Source organism: Verrucomicrobiota bacterium (assembly GCA_016871675.1).
Taxonomy (GTDB): Bacteria; Verrucomicrobiota; Verrucomicrobiia; order Limisphaerales; family VHCN01; genus VHCN01.
In genome coordinates this window covers 35,167-51,407 of the sequence record VHCN01000008.1, presented here as the reverse complement: position 1 = coordinate 51,407, position 16,241 = coordinate 35,167, and the positions used below count along the sequence as shown (strand labels likewise).

The following is a 16,241-nucleotide window of genomic DNA, read 5'->3' as shown; positions in this document are numbered from 1 at the left end:
AGAAAGGGGGAACTGCTCAGGGCTTCGCGGGTTCCGAGGCGACCTCCGTGACGTCGGTCACGGCGGACTTGAGCACCTCAAACTTCGCCTCATCCGACCGGAGGGTGATGCTTTTCTCCTTGATGGTGACGACCACGGCGACGATGCCGCTGCTGGTGACGACCCGGTCGCCTTTCTTGAGCGCCTTGATCATCGCCTCGCGCCGCTTTTGTTCCTTCTGCTGCGGACGGATCATGATCCAATACATGATGACGACCATGAAGAGGATCGGGGCGAGCGTGACCCAGATGGGCGGGGGCTTCTGCCCCGGCTGGGGCGGGGGCGAGAACGCGAGCAGGCAGGACAAGTCGTTGAGCATGGTCATTTCAAAAACAGAGCCGCCAAATCTAGGGACGAGTCGCGGAATGGCAAGTCCAACATTCGGTTGAAAGGAGGCGACGCGCCGGTGCCGGGTGGGTTCAGGCCCAGGTTCGCATCGAGGATGCGCCCCCTCCAGCGTCGTGAGCGCGCGTTTCAGCCGCAGGAACAGCAGGAACGCCATGCCGCCGATCGCGAACAGGCTCAAGTCCAGATCGCGTCCAAACCACGACGACGGGTCGGACAGCACGGCTTCAGCCGGCGGTAACCGAGCACCGCCCATCCCCCACCTCAGGTGACACGGCCGCCGTGGTGGGCCGAACGTCGCCGAGCCCTCCGGCGAGTTCCACCGCTTTCATCCGAGTCGCGCGGACGAATTCCGCTTCCCTACTGCACGGATCGCGATAGCCTCCACCCAGCCATCCCGACCATGAAACTCCTGCGCCCCGCCCTCCTCTCAATCGCCCTCGCCCTCACGCTCGCCGCCCGCGCGCAGGACACGCCACTGACTCCCGTCGGGCTCTTCACCGCGGCGGTGAAGCAACTCACCGCACTCGTCGAGCCCGCAGCCGGCGCGCCCGCGCGGAGTTTCACCGCCACGGTCAAACTCACCAAGGCCACCGGCGCGCCCGACATGTTGATCGGGCGCGACTTCGACCTCGCGTTCCAGGCGCCCGACCGCCTGCGCCTCGCCGGCGACGTCAACGGCACGCGCGCCTCGCTCGGCCGCGACGGCCATGAACTGTGGGCCTACGTGCCCGGGAAAAAGTTCGGCGTCATCGGCCAGCCCGGCCTCGTGAAGTTCGCCACCGCGCCGGAAAAGAAGGACGCGTCGAAGCTCGGCCCCTTCAAGCTCCCGCTCCCGCGCGACCAGATGGCCGTCCTCCCGCTGCTCTTCAAAGTCGAGGCGCGCCCGGATGAACACGTGGGCGGCGTGGACTGCCACGCCATCGTCGCGCGGCCCGAACCGCAGGCGCTCGAGGCCTTCAAGCTCCAGCCCTTCACGCTCTCGCTGTGGCTCCGCAAGTCCGACCACCTCCCCGCGCGCATCGGCTACAACGACGGCAAGAAACTCGACGTCGTCCTCGAACTCCGCGACGCGACGCTCGGTGAAGCCCCGCCCGCCGCCTCGTGGAAACTTGCCGCCGCGCCCGGCGACAAGATCGAGCCTGTCGCGCTCGGCCACTTGCTGCGCTTCCTCGACATCGCGCCCGCGATGCTCACCGACAAAATCCCCCCGCTCGGCCCCGTGACCGCCGAACGCCGACTCGTCGCCACCGAGGGCGCGGGCCGGCTCGAGATTCACGACGGCACGAAGGTGCTCTTCCTCAAGGGCACGCCCGAGGACATGGGCCGCCAGCACGGCGTTTTGATGAAGAAGGAAGTCCGCGACCTCGTGGACCGCGTCCTTTACGGCGTCGGCGTTGGCAGCAGCTTCGACAAGGGCCGCTGGTTCTTCGGCGAGATCGAGTCATGCCAGGCGCGCATCGGCAGGTTCATTGACGCCCGTTACCTCCGCGAGATGGACGCGCTCGCCGCAGCCGCCGGAGTCGAGCGCGAGGAGGCGCGGCTCGCCAACTTCTTCCCCGAGCTGTTTCATTGCAGCGGCTTCTCCATCTTCGGCGACGCCACCGTCGGCGGCCGCATGTATCACGGCCGCGTGCTCGACTACATGAAGGGCGTCGGCCTCGAGCAAAACGCCACGGTGATGGTCTTCCAGCCCGACATCGGCCACGCGTGGGTCAACGTCGGCTACGCCGGCTTCGTCGGTTCCGTCACCGCGATGAACGCGAGGCACATCTCCATCGGCGAAATGGGCGGCCGCGGCGAAGGCAATTGGGATGGCAAACCCATGGCACAGCTCATGCGCGAAGTCATGGAGAACGCCGGCACCCTCGATCAAGCCGTCGAAATCATGCGCCGCGGCCCGCGCACATGCGAATACTACTACGTCATCTCCGACGCCAAATCGAAGCGCGCCGTCGGCATCGCCGCCACGCCGACGAAGTTCGAGGTGGTCCTGCCCAACATGGCGCACCCGCTGCTGCCGCATCCCATCAAGGACGCCGTGCTGATGAGCGCCGACGACCGCTACGAGGAACTCGCCCGCCGCGTGAAGGCCGGCTTCGGCCGGTTCGACGCCGACCGCGCGCGCGACCTGATGACCCGCCCCGTCTGCATGGACTCGAACATCCACTCCGTCCTTTTCGCGCCCGACACGCTCGACTTCTGGGTCGCCAACGCCGACTCGCAGAATCCCGCGGCCCACTGCCGCTACACGAAATACAATCTGGCGGCGTTGTTGAAGGCGCCGACGCCTTCGAACCCGTCGGCGGCCGGGAGCGGGCGGTAGATCCGACGACACGGCGGCGTTTACGCGATGAGCTCGTTGATCACCTGCCCGCCGGTCTGGCTGAGTTGCTTGAAACGGCCTTCGTGGAAGTAGGTCAGCTTGTTGTCGTCGAGGCCGAGCAGGCGCAGCACCGTCACGTGCAGGTCGCGGAGGTGGTGGACGCACTCGGCGGCCTTCTCGCCAATCTCATCGGTCGCGCCGATGGCGTGGCCGGACTTCACGCCGCCGCCCGCGAGCCACATGGCCATGCCCTTCGCATTGTGGTCGCGGCCCGCGACGTTCTCGCCGCCGCGCACACCGTTGTCCGGCGAGCGGCCGAACTCGCCGCTCCAGATGACGAGCGTCGAGTCGAGCAGGCCGAGCCGCCGCAGGTCGGTGAGCAGCGCGGCGATGGGCTTGTCCACGCAACGGATGCGGCCCGTGTGCGCGCGGTCAATGTAGTCGTGCGAATCCCAGCCGCCCTCGAAGAGCTGCACGAAGCGCACGCCGCTCTGCACCAGCTTGCGCGCGAGCAGGCAGCGCCGGCCGAAGCGGTCCGTCGCCGGCTGGCCGATGCCGTAAAGCTCCTTCGTCTTCGCGTCCTCGTTGTCGAGGTTGATGACGCCGGGCACTTCGGCCTGCATGCGGAAGGCGAGTTCATACGCGGCCATGCGCGCGGCGAGTTCGCCCTGGTTCGGATGCCGCCTGGCGTCGTCGGCGTTGAGCTTCGCGAGCAGGTCGAGGTTCGCGCGCTGCGTGTCGCGCGTGACATGCGGCGGCGGATTCAAGTCGAGGATCGGCGAGCCTTGCGAGCGCAGCGGCGTGCCCTGAAAGTGCGCGGGCAGAAATCCGTTCGACCAGTTCGCCGCGCCGCCCTGCGGGAACGCGCCATCCGGCAGCACGACGAACGCGGGCAGGTTTTGGTTCCTCGTGCCGAGGCCGAAGCTCGTCCACGCGCCGACGGCCGGGTCCCCGGTGAAACGGTTGCCGGTGTTCATCTGGTAGCACGCGGTCGGGTGATCAATCGAGTCCACCTGGCAACCGCGATACACGCACAACTCGTCCGCGACTCGCGCGAGATGCTCGAACTTGTCGCACATCCACAGCCCCGACCTGCCGTGCTGCTTGAACTGAAACGGGCTGCGGACGAAGTAGCGCTTGCCGCTCGTCATCGCGGAAGCGAAGCGGTCGTTGCGCGTGAACTCCTTCATGTGCAGTTCGGCCAGCTTCGGCTTCGGGTCGAAGGTGTCGAGGTGCGACGGCCCGCCCTCCATGAACAGGAAGATGCAGGCCTTGGCCTTCGCCGCGAGGTGCGGCTGCTTGGGCATGAGGGGATTCGCGGATTGCGGATTGTCCGCGGCGCTGAGTTCCTGACGCAGCAGCGCGTTGAAGGCGACCGTGCCCAGCGTCGCGCCGAGTCCGTAAACGAAGTCGCGCCGCGAGTGTTTCGCGAAGTGCTGGCAGCCGAATCGGTGGGGGTTCATCGCGTTCATCGCACGTAGACGAATTCATTCGCGTTCAGCAACACGAGGCACACCTCGGCCAGCGCGCGGGTCTCGGTGCCGACCTGCCAGGGCATCAGGTCGCGGGTGTAGTGCTTCAACACGTCGAGTTCCTCGTCCCAGAAGAAATCCTCGCCGGTCATTTCCTCGACCATGTGGTGCTTCACCTTCGTCGGCAGATCATTGGCCTTCGGCGCGTTCAACCGGTGGTGCGCGAGCATCTTGTTGAAGTGCGCCTCGCAGGATTTCACTTCATTGCCCGCCGGCGGCCGGCCAAACGCGCGACGGAAGGCGAGTTCGATGCGCGACTTCAACGTCGGCGCGGACTTCTCCAGCGAGGCGGCGAAGGCAAGCGCGCGGTTGTTCGCGAAGCCGCCGTTCATCAGCGAGAACACTTGCGGCGTGACGGTCGTGGCGTCGCGGTGCTCGCAGCTTGTCTCGGAGCCGGGGCGGTTGAAGACCTCGAGCATCGGGTCCGCGAGCGTGCGGATGCGGAAGGCGTAAAGGGTGCGGCGGTTGCGCTCCGCGGGCGTCGGCGACGGCTGATACGCCGGCGCGACCGAGCCCATGATGTGCCGCGGCTGGAAGGCAACCTCCCAGTTGATCTCGGGAAACACGCCCGGCCCGCCTGTCTGCGGATTCAGTTCGCCCGTCACCGCGAGCATCGCGTCGCGCAACTCCTCGGCGGCAAGGCGGCGGGTGGGAAAGTGACTCAAGAGATCGTTGCGCGGGTCTGCTGATTCCGCGTTCCGCGTTCCGCGTTCCGCGCTTGAAGTCTGCTGATACGTCGCGCTGTTCAGGATGAGCGCGTGGAGCTTCTTGAGGCTCCAGCCGTTCTCGGTGAACCAGCCCGCAAGCCAGTCGAGCAATTCGGGGTGCGTCGGCTTGCCGCCCATCGCGCCGAGGTTGTTCGGTGTCGCCACAAGGCCGCGGCCGAAGTGCTGCTGCCAGACGCGGTTCACGAGGACGCGCGCGGTGAGCGTGTTTTGAGGACTGGCGATCCATTTCGCGAGTGCCGTTCGGCGGCCGTTCGCGGAGTCGGGCAACGCCCACGGGCTGTTCGCGTCGAGGTCGTTCGCCGCGGACATCGCGCTGAGCACGCCGGGCTTCACCGCTTCGCCGGGCGTTTCGAGCGCGCCGCCGTTGAGGATGCTCACGACTTGCACGACTCCGACGCGGTTCGTCGGCACGCCAAAGAGCGGGCGCACCGAGGTGTAATTGTTCGGCGGGCCGGAATAGACCGACAGCGCGTAAGCCTCGAAGCGCTGCCGCTCGCGCTCGAAGAAGTCCTGCCGCTTCTGGTGCACCTTGCGCACGCTGAGCTCGTCCTTGGTCAGCCCGAAGTTGTCGCGGCGCGCGGTGTCCGACTTCGTGAGATCCGCGACGGACCCGGCGCCGTGCTGCTTCTCGTGGGCGGCGATCGCGTCCTGGTTTTTCTGCCTCAAGCCGGCCAGCACTGCGCGCGCATCGCTCAAGTGCTGCTCCACGCGCGCGCGGGCCGCGGTGGTGTCGCCGATGTGCTCGCCGGGAAGGAACGGTGACGGCCGCTCGGCAAACTGCGTCGAGGCGAACGCCGCCTGCAGCCGGTAGTAATCGCGCGTCGGCACCGGGTCGAACTTGTGGTCGTGACAGCGCGCGCAGCGCAGGCCCTGGCCGAGGAACGTGACGCCGACGTGGTGCGTGACGTCGTCGAGGAAATCCTGCCGCGTGACGGCGGCGACGGTCATGCTGGTGTGTTCCCACGGCCCCATGCGGAGGAAGCCGACGGCGATTAGCATTTCGAGATTGGCCGGCTCGATCTCGTCGCCGGCGATTTGTTCGAGGATGAAGCGGTCATACGGCTTGTCGGCGTTGAAGCTGCGGATGACGTAGTCGCGATAGCGCCACGCGTGCGGCCGCTCGTAGTCGTTCGAGAAGCCCGCGGTGTCGGCGTAGCGCGTCACGTCCAGCCAGTGCCGCGCCTGCTGCTCGCCGTAGTGCGGGCTGTCGAGCAACCGCTTCACGACCTTCGCGAAGGCGTCGGGCGACTTGTCCCTCACGAACGCATCCAATTCGGCGGGCGTCGGAGGCAGTCCGAGCAGGTCGAACGTCGCGCGACGCAGGAGCGTGGGCTTGTCGGCGGGCTTTGCTTGCGGGATGCCCCGCAACGCGAGCGGCGCGGCGGTGAAGGCGTCAATGGGATTTCGGATCGTGAATTTCGAATCGCGAATGCTTGGGACGGCTGGCGTGCCAACGGGCTGCCACGCCCACACGTCCTCAGGTTTGTATCTGCGGTTTGACCAGTCGGGTGAGAGTCCGCCGCTGGTCTTGACGACGATTCCGTCGGCGGCGTTCCAGGAGCCGGCGGCGGGTTTCTCGCCGGGCCACGGGGCGCCGGCGAGAATCCAGTCGCGCAGGATCTTGAGCTGCGCGGGCGAGAGCGCGTCGTTGTCCTTCGGCGGCATGGGGAGCTGCGGATCGGCGCGCGTCGCGGCGGTGTAAAGCAGGCTCTCGTCGGGCTTGCCGGGCTTGAGCACGGTGCGCTCGCTTTCGCCGCCCGCGAGTGCGCCGGCGCGCGTGGTGAGGTTGAGGCCGCCCTTGATTTTCTCCGCATCGTTGCCGTGACAGGCGAGGCACTTTTGGGAAATCACCGCCCAAGCGCGCTGCGCGAGTTCCTGCGCGGGCGCGGCGGCGGGCGACGGCGAAGCCGCGAGAAGTGCGGGGACGACAACGAATGCAAACGGGCGCTTCATTCGGATGCAGGGGAAGGTAATCCAGCCCAACGCGGGTGTCCACGGGGTTTTGACGGCGGATGCCGGGTGGCTCGCACTCAAGCCAGCGACTTCCTCAGTGCGCGCACTTCGCCGAGCAATTCGGATGCGGCCATGCACACGGGATGCGTCGCTCCCGTGCCGGCCGCGGGTTCGGCGTCAACGTCGTCCGTGTCACCGAGGCCCGCGTCGCGCAGCCGGCGCATGCGGTCGAGGATGAGGTCGCGGATTTCCTCCGCGTTGTCCACGCCGTGGAAGTAGGCGATGTGACCCGAGTCACCGTGTTCGCCGCGCTGGTGTCCCTCCTGGCCGCCGCCGCCGGCGGTCCGCACTTCGACATCGGCGATGCCGAGCAGCCGCTGCAACGGCCCCTGGTGCACGACGATTTGCTGGATGTTCGCGAAGGTCATCGTGATCTCTCGCACGGACTGCAGCCCGTGCCGGATGCGCAGGCTGCGGTCGGTCACCACGTACCAGCGCAGCTCGTAGTTCAACTTCACCAGCAGGAACGTGAAGGGCATCTGCGCCACAAGGCTCGCCAAGCCGAACCACTCGAGCGCGTGAAACGCCCGCTGCATCCACGCCGACTTGAAGGTGATGAAGCCGCCGAGCAGCAGCAGCAGGATCGCCGCGACCGCAGAGAGCTGCGCGAGCGCCCACCGGATTTGCAGCAGTCGGTAGTAATTATTCCCGGCGCGGAAAATGCGGATGGATTCCGGCGCGCCTGCGGGCGGCTCCGGCTCGGGCGGAACCTTCATCAACCGCAGCAGCAGAGATCTCAGCCGGTTCATCATGGCGCGGGTTCCACGGGTGGTGCGGGAGGCTGGCGGGCCGCGAGATCGGCGCGAAGGCCGCGAAGTTCGGACGCCACGGCGCGAAGCGTGGCGAGAAGTTCCGTAGCCGCGGCTTCATCGAGCAGGACGCCCGGCTTCGCCGCCGCGCCCGCCGCCGGAGGCACACGCTCCTTCATCCCGCGCATCTTCGAGTAGAGAAAATCACGGACGGCATCGAACTCGCGCAGCCCTTCGATGGTCATCTCCGCCTCCCCGCTGCCGGCCGCGGTTTGAATCTGAATGCGCGCGAGCCCTAGCCACCGCTCGACGAAGTTCGAGGTCAGGTGGATGTCCTGGATGCGCGAGTAGTTGAGGATGACTTCACGGCGGAAGAGGATGCCCCACCGCATCGAGATGCCCTCCGCGTCAAATCGGTAGCGCATCGTGTGATACCGGAAGTAGGCCGGCAGGATGAGGATCGGGAACAGCGGCCCGGTGATGAGCAGGCCGAGGAAGTAATACGTCATCAACTGCCGGCACGGCCGCTCGATGGCGTAGATGATCTCGTCAGGGACTTGCGTCTTCATGCGGTTTCAGTGGCGTTCGTCGGACCGTTCCTGACAGGTGGGTGGGTTGAGTTTCATGGTCCAAGCATGTTCTGCACTTAACCGGTTGCTGCGTCAACGGCATTCACCACCTCGGGCGGCGGAAGGTTCGAGCCGGCCGGGTCGCCGCCCATTCCCGCTCACTTCAAAGTTCCCAGGAAGGCGGCGAGCCTGGGCCAGTGCCGGCCGCGCGGGACATTTCCAATTCGCCCACACACGACTACGTCACGGCATTGACGCTGCGAAACGAGGCGACTAGCTTCGCGCCGTGCCAGCCGATGCCCAGTTCATTTACCGGATCAAAGTCGTTCACGCCGGCAAGGAACAGCTTCGTGAGTTCAACAAGAACGAGGTGGTCGTCGGCCGTCCCAAGGACGGACAGTCGCCCGACCTTGACCTGTATCCCGACCTGAACGTCTCGAGGCGGCACTGCAAGTTCACTTTCGACGGCTCCGCTTATTGGGTTGAGGACATCGGAAGCTCGGGCGGCACGCGGCTGAACGATGCGGAGATCAAAGGCCACGGCCGCCAGCAAGTTCCCCAAAACTCCACCGTCGAACTCGGTGACACCACGCTCATTCTTGAACTCGGAGTCGATGTGGACGGCTCATCACCGGCCGCCGCGCCTGCAGCGAAGCCCGCGGCCAAGTCCGTCTTTCGCGGGCCCGTCGCCGCGCCCGCGCCCGCGCCGGGCGGCGGAATGCTCCGCGCGCCCCCGCCTTCGTCGGGTGGATTCACGCCAGCCGGGTCCGGCGCACTTGCGGCCCCGGCGCCCTCGAAGCCCTCGCCACTGTCGCAGGTTCCCGCAGGCGTCGGACCCTCTTCGCTCGCGCCGGTCGCACCGCAATTCACGTCCCTGGAACAGGGCGCATCCGCCGCCCCGCGCCCCGGCATGCCGCCGGCCATGAAACTGCCCGTCGCGGCGGCGTCCGAGCCGCCGGCCGACGACGTGGACATGGAAATCGCCGTCGCGATGGACGTCGGCAGCTCGGTCTTCACCGTCAACGACCAGAGCAACGCCGAGATGGTGAAGCGGCTCGCGCCGATCATGGAGATGCAGAACGAGTTCGACGCCGAGGCGCGACTCGACGCCATTCATCATCGCATCATCGAGCACGCGCTCACGGCCATCTCCTCGGCCAGGCGCGGCGCGTTCCTCACGCGCAACAAGGACACGCAGGAGCTCCTGCTTTCGGCCTACATCGCCGACGGCGAACCCGCCGTGAGCGAGACGCTCGCCAAGCGCGCGATGACGGAGAAGAAGGGGTTCATCTGGACGCGCGGCGGCTTCTCGGGTGACGTGATGGCCAGCATCGCCAACCTCTCGATCCAGTCCGGCATGTATGTGCCCGTGATGTGGCAGGCCCGGCCGCTGGGCGTCATCTGCGTGGACAATCCGTCAAGTGACAACGCGTTCACCGCGGATGACCTGCGCATGCTCGTCGCGATCTCGAACTACGCGGCGATGGTCACCGCGAACCGGCAGTTGCAGGAGGAAATGCGGTTCAACGCCAAGCTCCTCGACCGCCTGCTGATGAACTTCTCCCCGCGCATCCGCGCCAAGCTCATCGAGAAGGCCCACGCCGGAAAGCTCCGGCCCGGCGGCGAGAAATCCGAGGTCACCGTGCTCTTCTCCGACATGCGCGGCTTCACCGCCATGAGCGCGAACATGGACGCAGGCGACGTCGTGGACCTCGTCAACGACTACCTGCCCGTGCTCTCCGCGCCCATCTTCAAGAACGACGGCACCATCGACAAGTTCCTCGGCGACGCCATCCTCGCGATTTTCGGCAGCCCCGACCCGGACCCGAACCAGTTCGAGAAGGCCGTGAAGGCCGGGATCGAGATGCAGAAAGCCGTGTGCGAGCTCAACCTCAAGCGCAAGGCGCGCGGCGATGTCACGGTCGAGGTCGGCATCGGCGTCCACTGCGGCTCCGTGCTCCACGGCTTCATCGGCGCGCAGGAACGTCTCGAATTCACCGTCATCGGCGACGCCGTGAACCGCTGCAACCGCTTCTGCAACGGCGCGCGCGGGGGCGAGGTGCTCATCAGCGCAGAGGTTTATCAGCGTGTCTTCCGGGTCGTGCAGGCTGAAAAAACCGTCATCAGCACCAAGCACGAGGGCGACCTGCCCGCGTATCGAATCAAGGGGATGAAGGGCTGAGGGAGTTCCGGGTTTCAGGTCGCAAGGTCCGAGTTCCCACGGGCGCGGGTTCCTGCGTCTCCCGACTTGGAACCCGGGACTGAGTCAGCCGGCCCGTTGCGTTTCCACCCAGCGCACCGCGTGGCGCACGAGTTCGGGCGCGCTCCGGACGCCGAGCTTCTTCTTGATGTTCGCCCGGTGAACCTCGACGGTCTTCACGCTCAGGTGCAATTGCCCCGCCACGTCACGGGTGGATTTGCCTGCGCCGATCAGTTGGTAGACTTCAAATTCGCGGTCGGTCAACTTTGCGAGCGGCGAGCGTTCCGACTCGGCAGGCTGGCCGGAAAACAGCTCGAGAATCCGCGCGGACATTCTGGCGCTCACATACACCTGCCCGCCGAGCACGTGGCGGATGGCTTCCATCAGTTTCCTGCCGCCCTCCTGCTTCATGATGTAGCCGCGCCCGCCCGCGCGGAGCACGCGCTCGGCGTAAAGCGACTCGTCATGCATCGAGAGCACGAGCACCGCGAGGCCGGGTCGCAACGCTTGCAGGTCCTTGATCAGTTCCACACCGCTCTTGCCCGGCAGCGTGATGTCCGCGAGCACGAGGTCGGGCCTCAACTTCTCGACGGCGGACACGGCCTGCTCCGAAGACTCGGCCTCGCCGCACACCGACAGGTCGGGCTCGTGGTTGATGAGTTGCGCCAGGCCCTCGCGCATGATGGGATGGTCGTCCACCACGAGGATGCGCTTGCGCGCCGTGACTGCGGTCGTTGAGCGGCGCGGTTTCATTCGGTCTTGGCCGGGGATGCGAGTGGACTGTGGACGGTGCAGACGACCGCAGTGCCGCCGCCGGCCTCGCGTTGGACCGCGAGCGTGCCGCCAATGAGCCCCGCGCGATGGCGCATGATGCGCAGGCCAAGCCCGGTGCGCGGCTTCGCCCGCGCGGGCATCCCGGCGCCGTCGTCCCTCACCGCAAGGAGCAGCCGTCCGGGCAGCGACCCGAGCGAAATCACGATGGACTTTGCGCTGGCGTGCTTGAGCGCGTTGGACACGGCCTCCTGCGCGATGCGGAACAGATGCGTCGCGGTGTTCGGATCGGAGACGGGCACGGGACGGTCGCACACAAACCTGCAGCGAACCTTGGTGACCTCGTTGGTGGAAGCCGCCAGCTCCCGAAGCGCGGCCATCAGTCCGTCCGACTCGTGCATGACCGGCGAGAGGCCGCGCGCGAGGTCGCGTGTGTGGCCGATGGCCTGCCGCACGAGGCGGGCGATCTCTCCGGCCCGGGCCGAGGCGGGCTTGGATTCCGCGGCGAGTTGTTGCTGGAGCACCTGCGCCATCAGCTCGATGCCCGCGAGTTGCTGGCCGAGCCCGTCGTGCAAGTCCTGCCCGATGCGTGTCTGCTCGCGCTCGCTCACTTCGAGGATTTCCTGCTCGAGCCGCTTGCGTTCCGTGATGTCGGTGCGGATGGCGACGTGCTGCTTGGGCCGGCCGTGGGCGTCGAGAAACGGAAAGATCGTCGTGTCCACCCAGTAGTAGGTGCCGTCCTTGGCGCGGTTGCGGATTTCAGCGCGCCAGACGCGCCCGCGCCCGATGGTGGCCCACAATTCCTTAAAGAAGCACTTGGGATGAAACCCGGAGTTGATGATCCGATGGTCCCGCCCGATCAGTTCGCCGCGGCTGTATTTGGAAATCTCGCAGAACTTGTCGTTCACATACGTGATGCGCCCGCGCGGGTCGGTGATCGCGACGATCGAGTGCGCGTCGAGCGCGGCCTTCACGTCGCGCAGCTCCTGCCTCGAGGCGTCGTCCCGCAGGCGCGCCAGCAGCTCGGACTTCTTCATCCGTGACAGGCCGGTCATCGGCGCCAGTCTAGCGGCGCCGGCGCCGTTGGCCAATTTCCAATCGTCCGCGCCGCGTCAGACCGCGGGCAGCTTCGCGCGATACTGCGTGGGCGACTGCCCGACGATGCGCTTGAAGACGCGGTTGAAGTGCGTGAGCGACTGGAAGCCCACGTCGTAGGCGATCTCGCTCACGCGCAGGTTCGGGTTGAGCAGGAGCTGGCGTGCCTTCTCGATGCGCACGCGCGAGAGGTAGTCGGTGAAGTTGATGCCGGTGGACTTTTTGAACAGCTTGCAGAAGTAAAACGTGCTCGTGTGGACGGCCTTGGACACCTGCCCGAGCGAAAGGTCCTCGTGCTGGTGCTCGTGGATGAACTGCCGCGCGCGCGTGATCACCGGCGGCTCGGCGTTGGCCTGCCGCACGAGAATCTGGTTGCTCACCATCGCGAGGTGTTGCGCGAAGATCTGCAGGAGCTTGACGGTGGACTCGTGCTCGCGCGTGTTGAGCACTCGGCTGCCCATCCACGCCTTTTTCATCGAGCCTCGGTCCGCCTCGACGCCCCATTCGGCGGCTTGTTTTTCGACCCGGCTGAATTGCGCCTCGGTCGGCTTCTTGCGGAAGACCTGACCGGTCTGCAGGAAGCCCACGAGCTTGTCGCCTGTGCGCACGGGCACCGCGGTGTCGCAGAGGCCGAAGTGGCAGGTGATGGTGCAAGGTTCCTCCGTGGCGCGCTCCGCGAGCTGCTGCTGGATTTGCAGGCACGCCGCGCACGCCTTGCTCCGCCCGGCCATCATCGCGCAGAAGGGATTCTCCTTCCGCTGACGGTGATGGGGAAGCTGCCACGACTCGACGGGTCGCAGCGCGACGGGCATCCCGGTCGCCTCGCTGAACGCGCGCTCGTAGTCGCGGAACAGCGGCGCCTGGGCGAGCGCCTCGACGAGTTGGTGGTTGCCGTTGTGCGCGGCGTGGGCGCCCGGCGCGCCGGCCTGGGCGAGCGCGGGGTCCGATTGCGCCGGGATGGTCAGGGCGGCGGCTTGCAGGGCGTGGGTGGCGGGCGTCGTGTCGACTGTCGTAATCGTGTTCGCAAGAGTTGTTTGCATGGCCACAATTTACGGTCGGCAAGGCTCCGCCAACAATGGGTGAGCCGCCTGAACGAGATCGATGGGAACTTCGTAGCGTGGCTAAGTGAAACCCCTAGTGCGGAGTCGCATCCGTGCCGCGGGACTCATGAGCCGCACGGTCGCGCGGGTTACTGCTTGCCGGATGCGTCGAGCATCTTGCGCGCGTTCTCGGCTTTCTTCTCCAGCGTCGCGCGCAGGGGCGGGAACAGCTCCAGCAGCCTCTGATAAAGCCTGAGCGCCTCGGCCCATGACTGCGTCTCCTCGAGCAACCGCGCCGCCTCGAAGCCTGCCGTCTTCATCGCGCCGGGGTCGGGTTGCTCGCCGTCGCGGAGGTTCTTCCCGTAAACGACGTTGAGCAGGTGGTTCACGGCGTCCGCGGTGCGCTTGAGTTTGTCCAGCGCGCGCGCGAGCCCGATCTCCGCGTTGCTGCGCGCGATGAGGTCCGCGCCCGGCCACGTCATGGCCTTCAGATAGGCGTTGGTCGCGTTCTGGTAATGCGCCGCGCCATCCAGGGCGGTCCCGGCGCGGACGTAGTGCATGTCGCCGATGCGGGCGGCGGCGAGCGGCGCGATGGCGTTGGTGGGGAAATTGTTCGTGATGGCGGTGAACGCGTTGATCGCGTCGCCGATGGGGTCGCTCTCCTTGAACCGCGCCTCGAAGTAAGTGTCCCCGAGCGCGAAGTAGGCGCGCGGCTTGAACTCCACGGGGCACGCGCCGTCGTTGACCATGTTGATGATCGCGAGGAAGTAGTTGGTCGCCTGCTTGAACTCGCCCCGGAAGTAGGCGCAGCGCCCGGCGGCGAACCGCGCCTCGAACGGCAGCAGCCCCTGCTGCCAGTTCGTGTTCTGGAAGACACGCTGGTAGTTCGCCTCGGCCGCCGCGAACTCGCCCTCGTTGTAATGATGCGTCGCCACCCAGAACTGCGCGCTCGGCGCGTTGGAGTGCGCGGGGAACCGGGCGACGAAGTTCGTGAACAGGCGAAATGCGTTCGTCGTGGCAAGCGACCGGTCCAGCAGCACCGCGCGCTCGTATTCCACGTCCGGCAGCGCCGCGTTGGAAGGAAACCTCGCGACCCACCGGTTGAGTTCGGCGGCGGCGGCGGACCAGTTCCCCTCCTGCTGGAACGTCCGCGCGACGGCCCGGTGCACGTCGGCCGCGAGCGGGCTTTGCGGGAAGTGGGCGAGCAGGTTGGTGAACACCGCGCGCGCATCCTCGGGCCGGCCCTGAAGATTCATCGCCTGCCCGAGCAGCAACTGGCTGCGGTCGCTGAAGTAACTCTCCGGATACCACAGCAGGATCTTGCGCGTCGCCTCCGTGGCCGCGCGCAGGTCGCCGACGGCAATGGCTGCGCGCAGCATCTTGTAGAGCGCCTGGTCAAAGAGCGTGCTCTGAACCCGCGGCAGGTCGGCGAACTGGTCGATGACCCGCCCGAAGTTCGTGATCGCGTTGGTGAAGTCGCGCAGGAGCATCTGTGCCTCGCCGAGCTTGTAGCGCGCGATGGCCTGCTCCTCGGACTTCGGCAGCCGCTCCGCCGCGTGGCGGAAATCCGCGAGGCTCGACGCCGGGTCGCCGAGGTTCCACAGCGCCCAGCCGCGCGTGTAGTGCGCGCGCCCGAGCAACGGGCTGTTGGTGAAGCCCGTGATCACCCGTGCCGAGTTGGTCAGCGCCAGGTGCAGCAGGCTCGTCGCGGCGGGCGGCGGCGCGTTCGTGGACGCGTCGAGATGCGTGAAATAGTCTTTGAGCCGCAACTCGCCGAGCGTCACCTGCGCGACATCGAGCGCGGGGTCGTTCGGTTGCTGCGCGGAAAACTCCTCGAGCATGCGGATGGTGTCGGCGACCTTGTTCTGCGCGAACGTGAGCTCGATGTTCGTGAGCAGCGCCTGCCGGCGGAACTCCGGCGGCGCGTTCGTCGTCAGGTTCACCGAGTAGACCGCGATCGCCTCATCGTAGCGCTTGAGCTTGGCCAGCAGGCTGCCGCGCAAGGCGACGGACTCCGCGCTGTAGCGCGGGTTCTTTGCCGCGCTCGCCAGCGAGAGCAGCGCGGTGGTGTTGCCGAGCGCGAGCTCGTCGCGGTGGTCGGCGGACTGCAACCGGCACACGAGATACTGCCGCCGCCACGCGAGATCGGGCGTGAGCTTGAGGGACTCGGGAAAGTTCAGCGCCGCCTCGCCCGCTTTCGGATCCTTCAAGTCCAGCAACGTCGAGGCGAGCAACAGGCCGCCGCGCGCAACCCACTCGTCGCGCGGCCGCGCCTTCGCGGCGCGCTGGAACGCGCTTGCCGCCGGCTGGAGCAGGTCGACGACCCTGCGCAATTCGCCGAGCTTCGAGCGGCACAGCGCCTCGTTGTAGCTCGCGGCGAGGAGATTCGTGGACGACGGGAAGGTGGCGACGAGCTTCGCGTAGGCTTCAGCCGCGGGCGCGAACTTGCCGCCGAGGAACAGCGCCTCGCCGAGCCAGAACTGGTATTCGTCCGCGAACTTCCCCGCCTCCGCGAGATTGGCCGTGAGCAACTCGGCCGCGCCCGCCGCGTTCGTCATGTGGTAGCGGGACTGCGCCTGCCGCAGGACCGCCTCGCTGTGGCGGTGGGACGCGGGAAAACTCTTCACGAAGTCGCCGAACTCGCGCTCCGCCCGCGCGTAGCCGAGCACGCCGTCCTGAAACGCCTTGAGCGCAACGTCGAACGCGCGCCGCTCCTCGGGAGTCGCATCCGCCGCGAAGTGGGGTTGCGCGGCCAATCCCGCCGCCGCGCAAAGCAGCAACGCCGCCAGCCGCCGGGCGGATTGCCTTGGATTGGGGCTCACGAGGTTCACGGG

Annotated in this window: 11 protein-coding genes; 2 read left to right on the top strand and 9 right to left on the bottom strand. The window is 66.9% G+C overall.

The window, feature by feature from the left end; genetic code table 11:
- Window positions 1-16: 16 nt before the first annotated feature.
- Window positions 17-640 carry a preprotein translocase subunit YajC gene (gene yajC / locus FJ386_03310; GenBank protein MBM3875730.1) on the bottom strand — a complete coding sequence of 208 codons (624 nt, stop codon included), beginning with the start codon at window positions 638-640 and terminating at the stop codon, window positions 17-19.
- Window positions 641-787: 147 nt separating this feature from the next.
- Between yajC and FJ386_03305 the strand changes: the two genes are divergently transcribed.
- A complete protein-coding gene (locus FJ386_03305; protein ID MBM3875729.1) occupies window positions 788-2,710 on the top strand; it encodes a hypothetical protein in 1,923 nt (640 codons plus the stop codon).
- Window positions 2,711-2,730: 20 nt separating this feature from the next.
- On the opposite strand, the gene FJ386_03300 is transcribed toward FJ386_03305, so the two are convergent.
- The 4 genes from FJ386_03300 to FJ386_03285 all read right to left on the bottom strand — a co-directional run bounded on the left by FJ386_03300 (window position 2,731) and on the right by FJ386_03285 (window position 8,301).
- Window positions 2,731-4,173 carry a DUF1501 domain-containing protein gene (locus FJ386_03300; GenBank protein MBM3875728.1) on the bottom strand — a complete coding sequence of 481 codons (1,443 nt, stop codon included), beginning with the start codon at window positions 4,171-4,173 and terminating at the stop codon, window positions 2,731-2,733.
- Between the two features lie 5 nt (window positions 4,174-4,178).
- On the bottom strand, window positions 4,179-6,923 hold the full coding sequence (locus FJ386_03295; GenBank protein ID MBM3875727.1) for a DUF1553 domain-containing protein: 2,745 nt from the start codon (window positions 6,921-6,923) through the stop codon (window positions 4,179-4,181).
- A 77-nt stretch (window positions 6,924-7,000) separates the two neighbouring features.
- On the bottom strand, window positions 7,001-7,735 hold the full coding sequence (locus FJ386_03290) for a PH domain-containing protein (protein ID MBM3875726.1): 735 nt from the start codon (window positions 7,733-7,735) through the stop codon (window positions 7,001-7,003).
- Window positions 7,732-8,301, bottom strand: a complete 570-nt coding sequence (locus tag FJ386_03285) for a PH domain-containing protein (protein MBM3875725.1) — start codon at window positions 8,299-8,301, stop codon at window positions 7,732-7,734. Before FJ386_03285 ends, FJ386_03290 begins: the two co-directional genes overlap by 4 nt.
- A 286-nt stretch (window positions 8,302-8,587) precedes the next feature.
- Between FJ386_03285 and FJ386_03280 the strand changes: the two genes are divergently transcribed.
- Window positions 8,588-10,483 (top strand): FHA domain-containing protein, encoded by a 1,896-nt coding sequence (locus tag FJ386_03280; GenBank protein MBM3875724.1) that lies wholly within the window; start codon window positions 8,588-8,590, stop codon window positions 10,481-10,483.
- 84 nt (window positions 10,484-10,567) lie between these two features.
- Here the strand turns inward: FJ386_03280 and FJ386_03275 are convergent, their stop codons facing one another.
- The 4 genes from FJ386_03275 to FJ386_03260 form a co-directional block, all read right to left on the bottom strand.
- The gene (locus FJ386_03275) at window positions 10,568-11,254 is read right to left on the bottom strand and encodes a response regulator transcription factor (GenBank protein MBM3875723.1); all 687 of its coding nucleotides are present in this window, start codon (window positions 11,252-11,254) and stop codon (window positions 10,568-10,570) included.
- The gene (locus tag FJ386_03270) at window positions 11,251-12,327 is read right to left on the bottom strand and encodes a PAS domain-containing protein (GenBank protein MBM3875722.1); all 1,077 of its coding nucleotides are present in this window, start codon (window positions 12,325-12,327) and stop codon (window positions 11,251-11,253) included. The genes FJ386_03275 and FJ386_03270 overlap by 4 nt, the downstream gene beginning before the upstream one ends.
- Before the next feature lie 57 nt (window positions 12,328-12,384).
- Window positions 12,385-13,407, bottom strand: coding sequence for a helix-turn-helix domain-containing protein (locus FJ386_03265; GenBank protein ID MBM3875721.1), 1,023 nt, complete (start codon window positions 13,405-13,407; stop codon window positions 12,385-12,387).
- 149 nt (window positions 13,408-13,556) lie between these two features.
- Window positions 13,557-16,238: a tetratricopeptide repeat protein gene (locus FJ386_03260; protein ID MBM3875720.1), complete on the bottom strand. Its 2,682-nt coding sequence runs from the start codon at window positions 16,236-16,238 to the stop codon at window positions 13,557-13,559.
- Between the last annotated feature and the right edge of the window lie 3 nt (window positions 16,239-16,241).

Coding starts and splice junctions, on each gene's coding strand:
- yajC (MBM3875730.1), bottom strand. CDS start 640: ATGGGCGGTGCTCGGTTACCGCCGGCTGAAGCCGTGCTGTCCGACCCG.
- FJ386_03305 (MBM3875729.1), top strand. CDS start 788: ATGAAACTCCTGCGCCCCGCCCTCCTCTCAATCGCCCTCGCCCTCACG.
- FJ386_03300 (MBM3875728.1), bottom strand. CDS start 4,173: ATGAACCCCCACCGATTCGGCTGCCAGCACTTCGCGAAACACTCGCGG.
- FJ386_03295 (MBM3875727.1), bottom strand. CDS start 6,923: ATGAAGCGCCCGTTTGCATTCGTTGTCGTCCCCGCACTTCTCGCGGCT.
- FJ386_03290 (MBM3875726.1), bottom strand. CDS start 7,735: ATGATGAACCGGCTGAGATCTCTGCTGCTGCGGTTGATGAAGGTTCCG.
- FJ386_03285 (MBM3875725.1), bottom strand. CDS start 8,301: ATGAAGACGCAAGTCCCTGACGAGATCATCTACGCCATCGAGCGGCCG.
- FJ386_03275 (MBM3875723.1), bottom strand. CDS start 11,254: ATGAAACCGCGCCGCTCAACGACCGCAGTCACGGCGCGCAAGCGCATC.
- FJ386_03270 (MBM3875722.1), bottom strand. CDS start 12,327: ATGACCGGCCTGTCACGGATGAAGAAGTCCGAGCTGCTGGCGCGCCTG.
- FJ386_03265 (MBM3875721.1), bottom strand. CDS start 13,407: ATGCAAACAACTCTTGCGAACACGATTACGACAGTCGACACGACGCCC.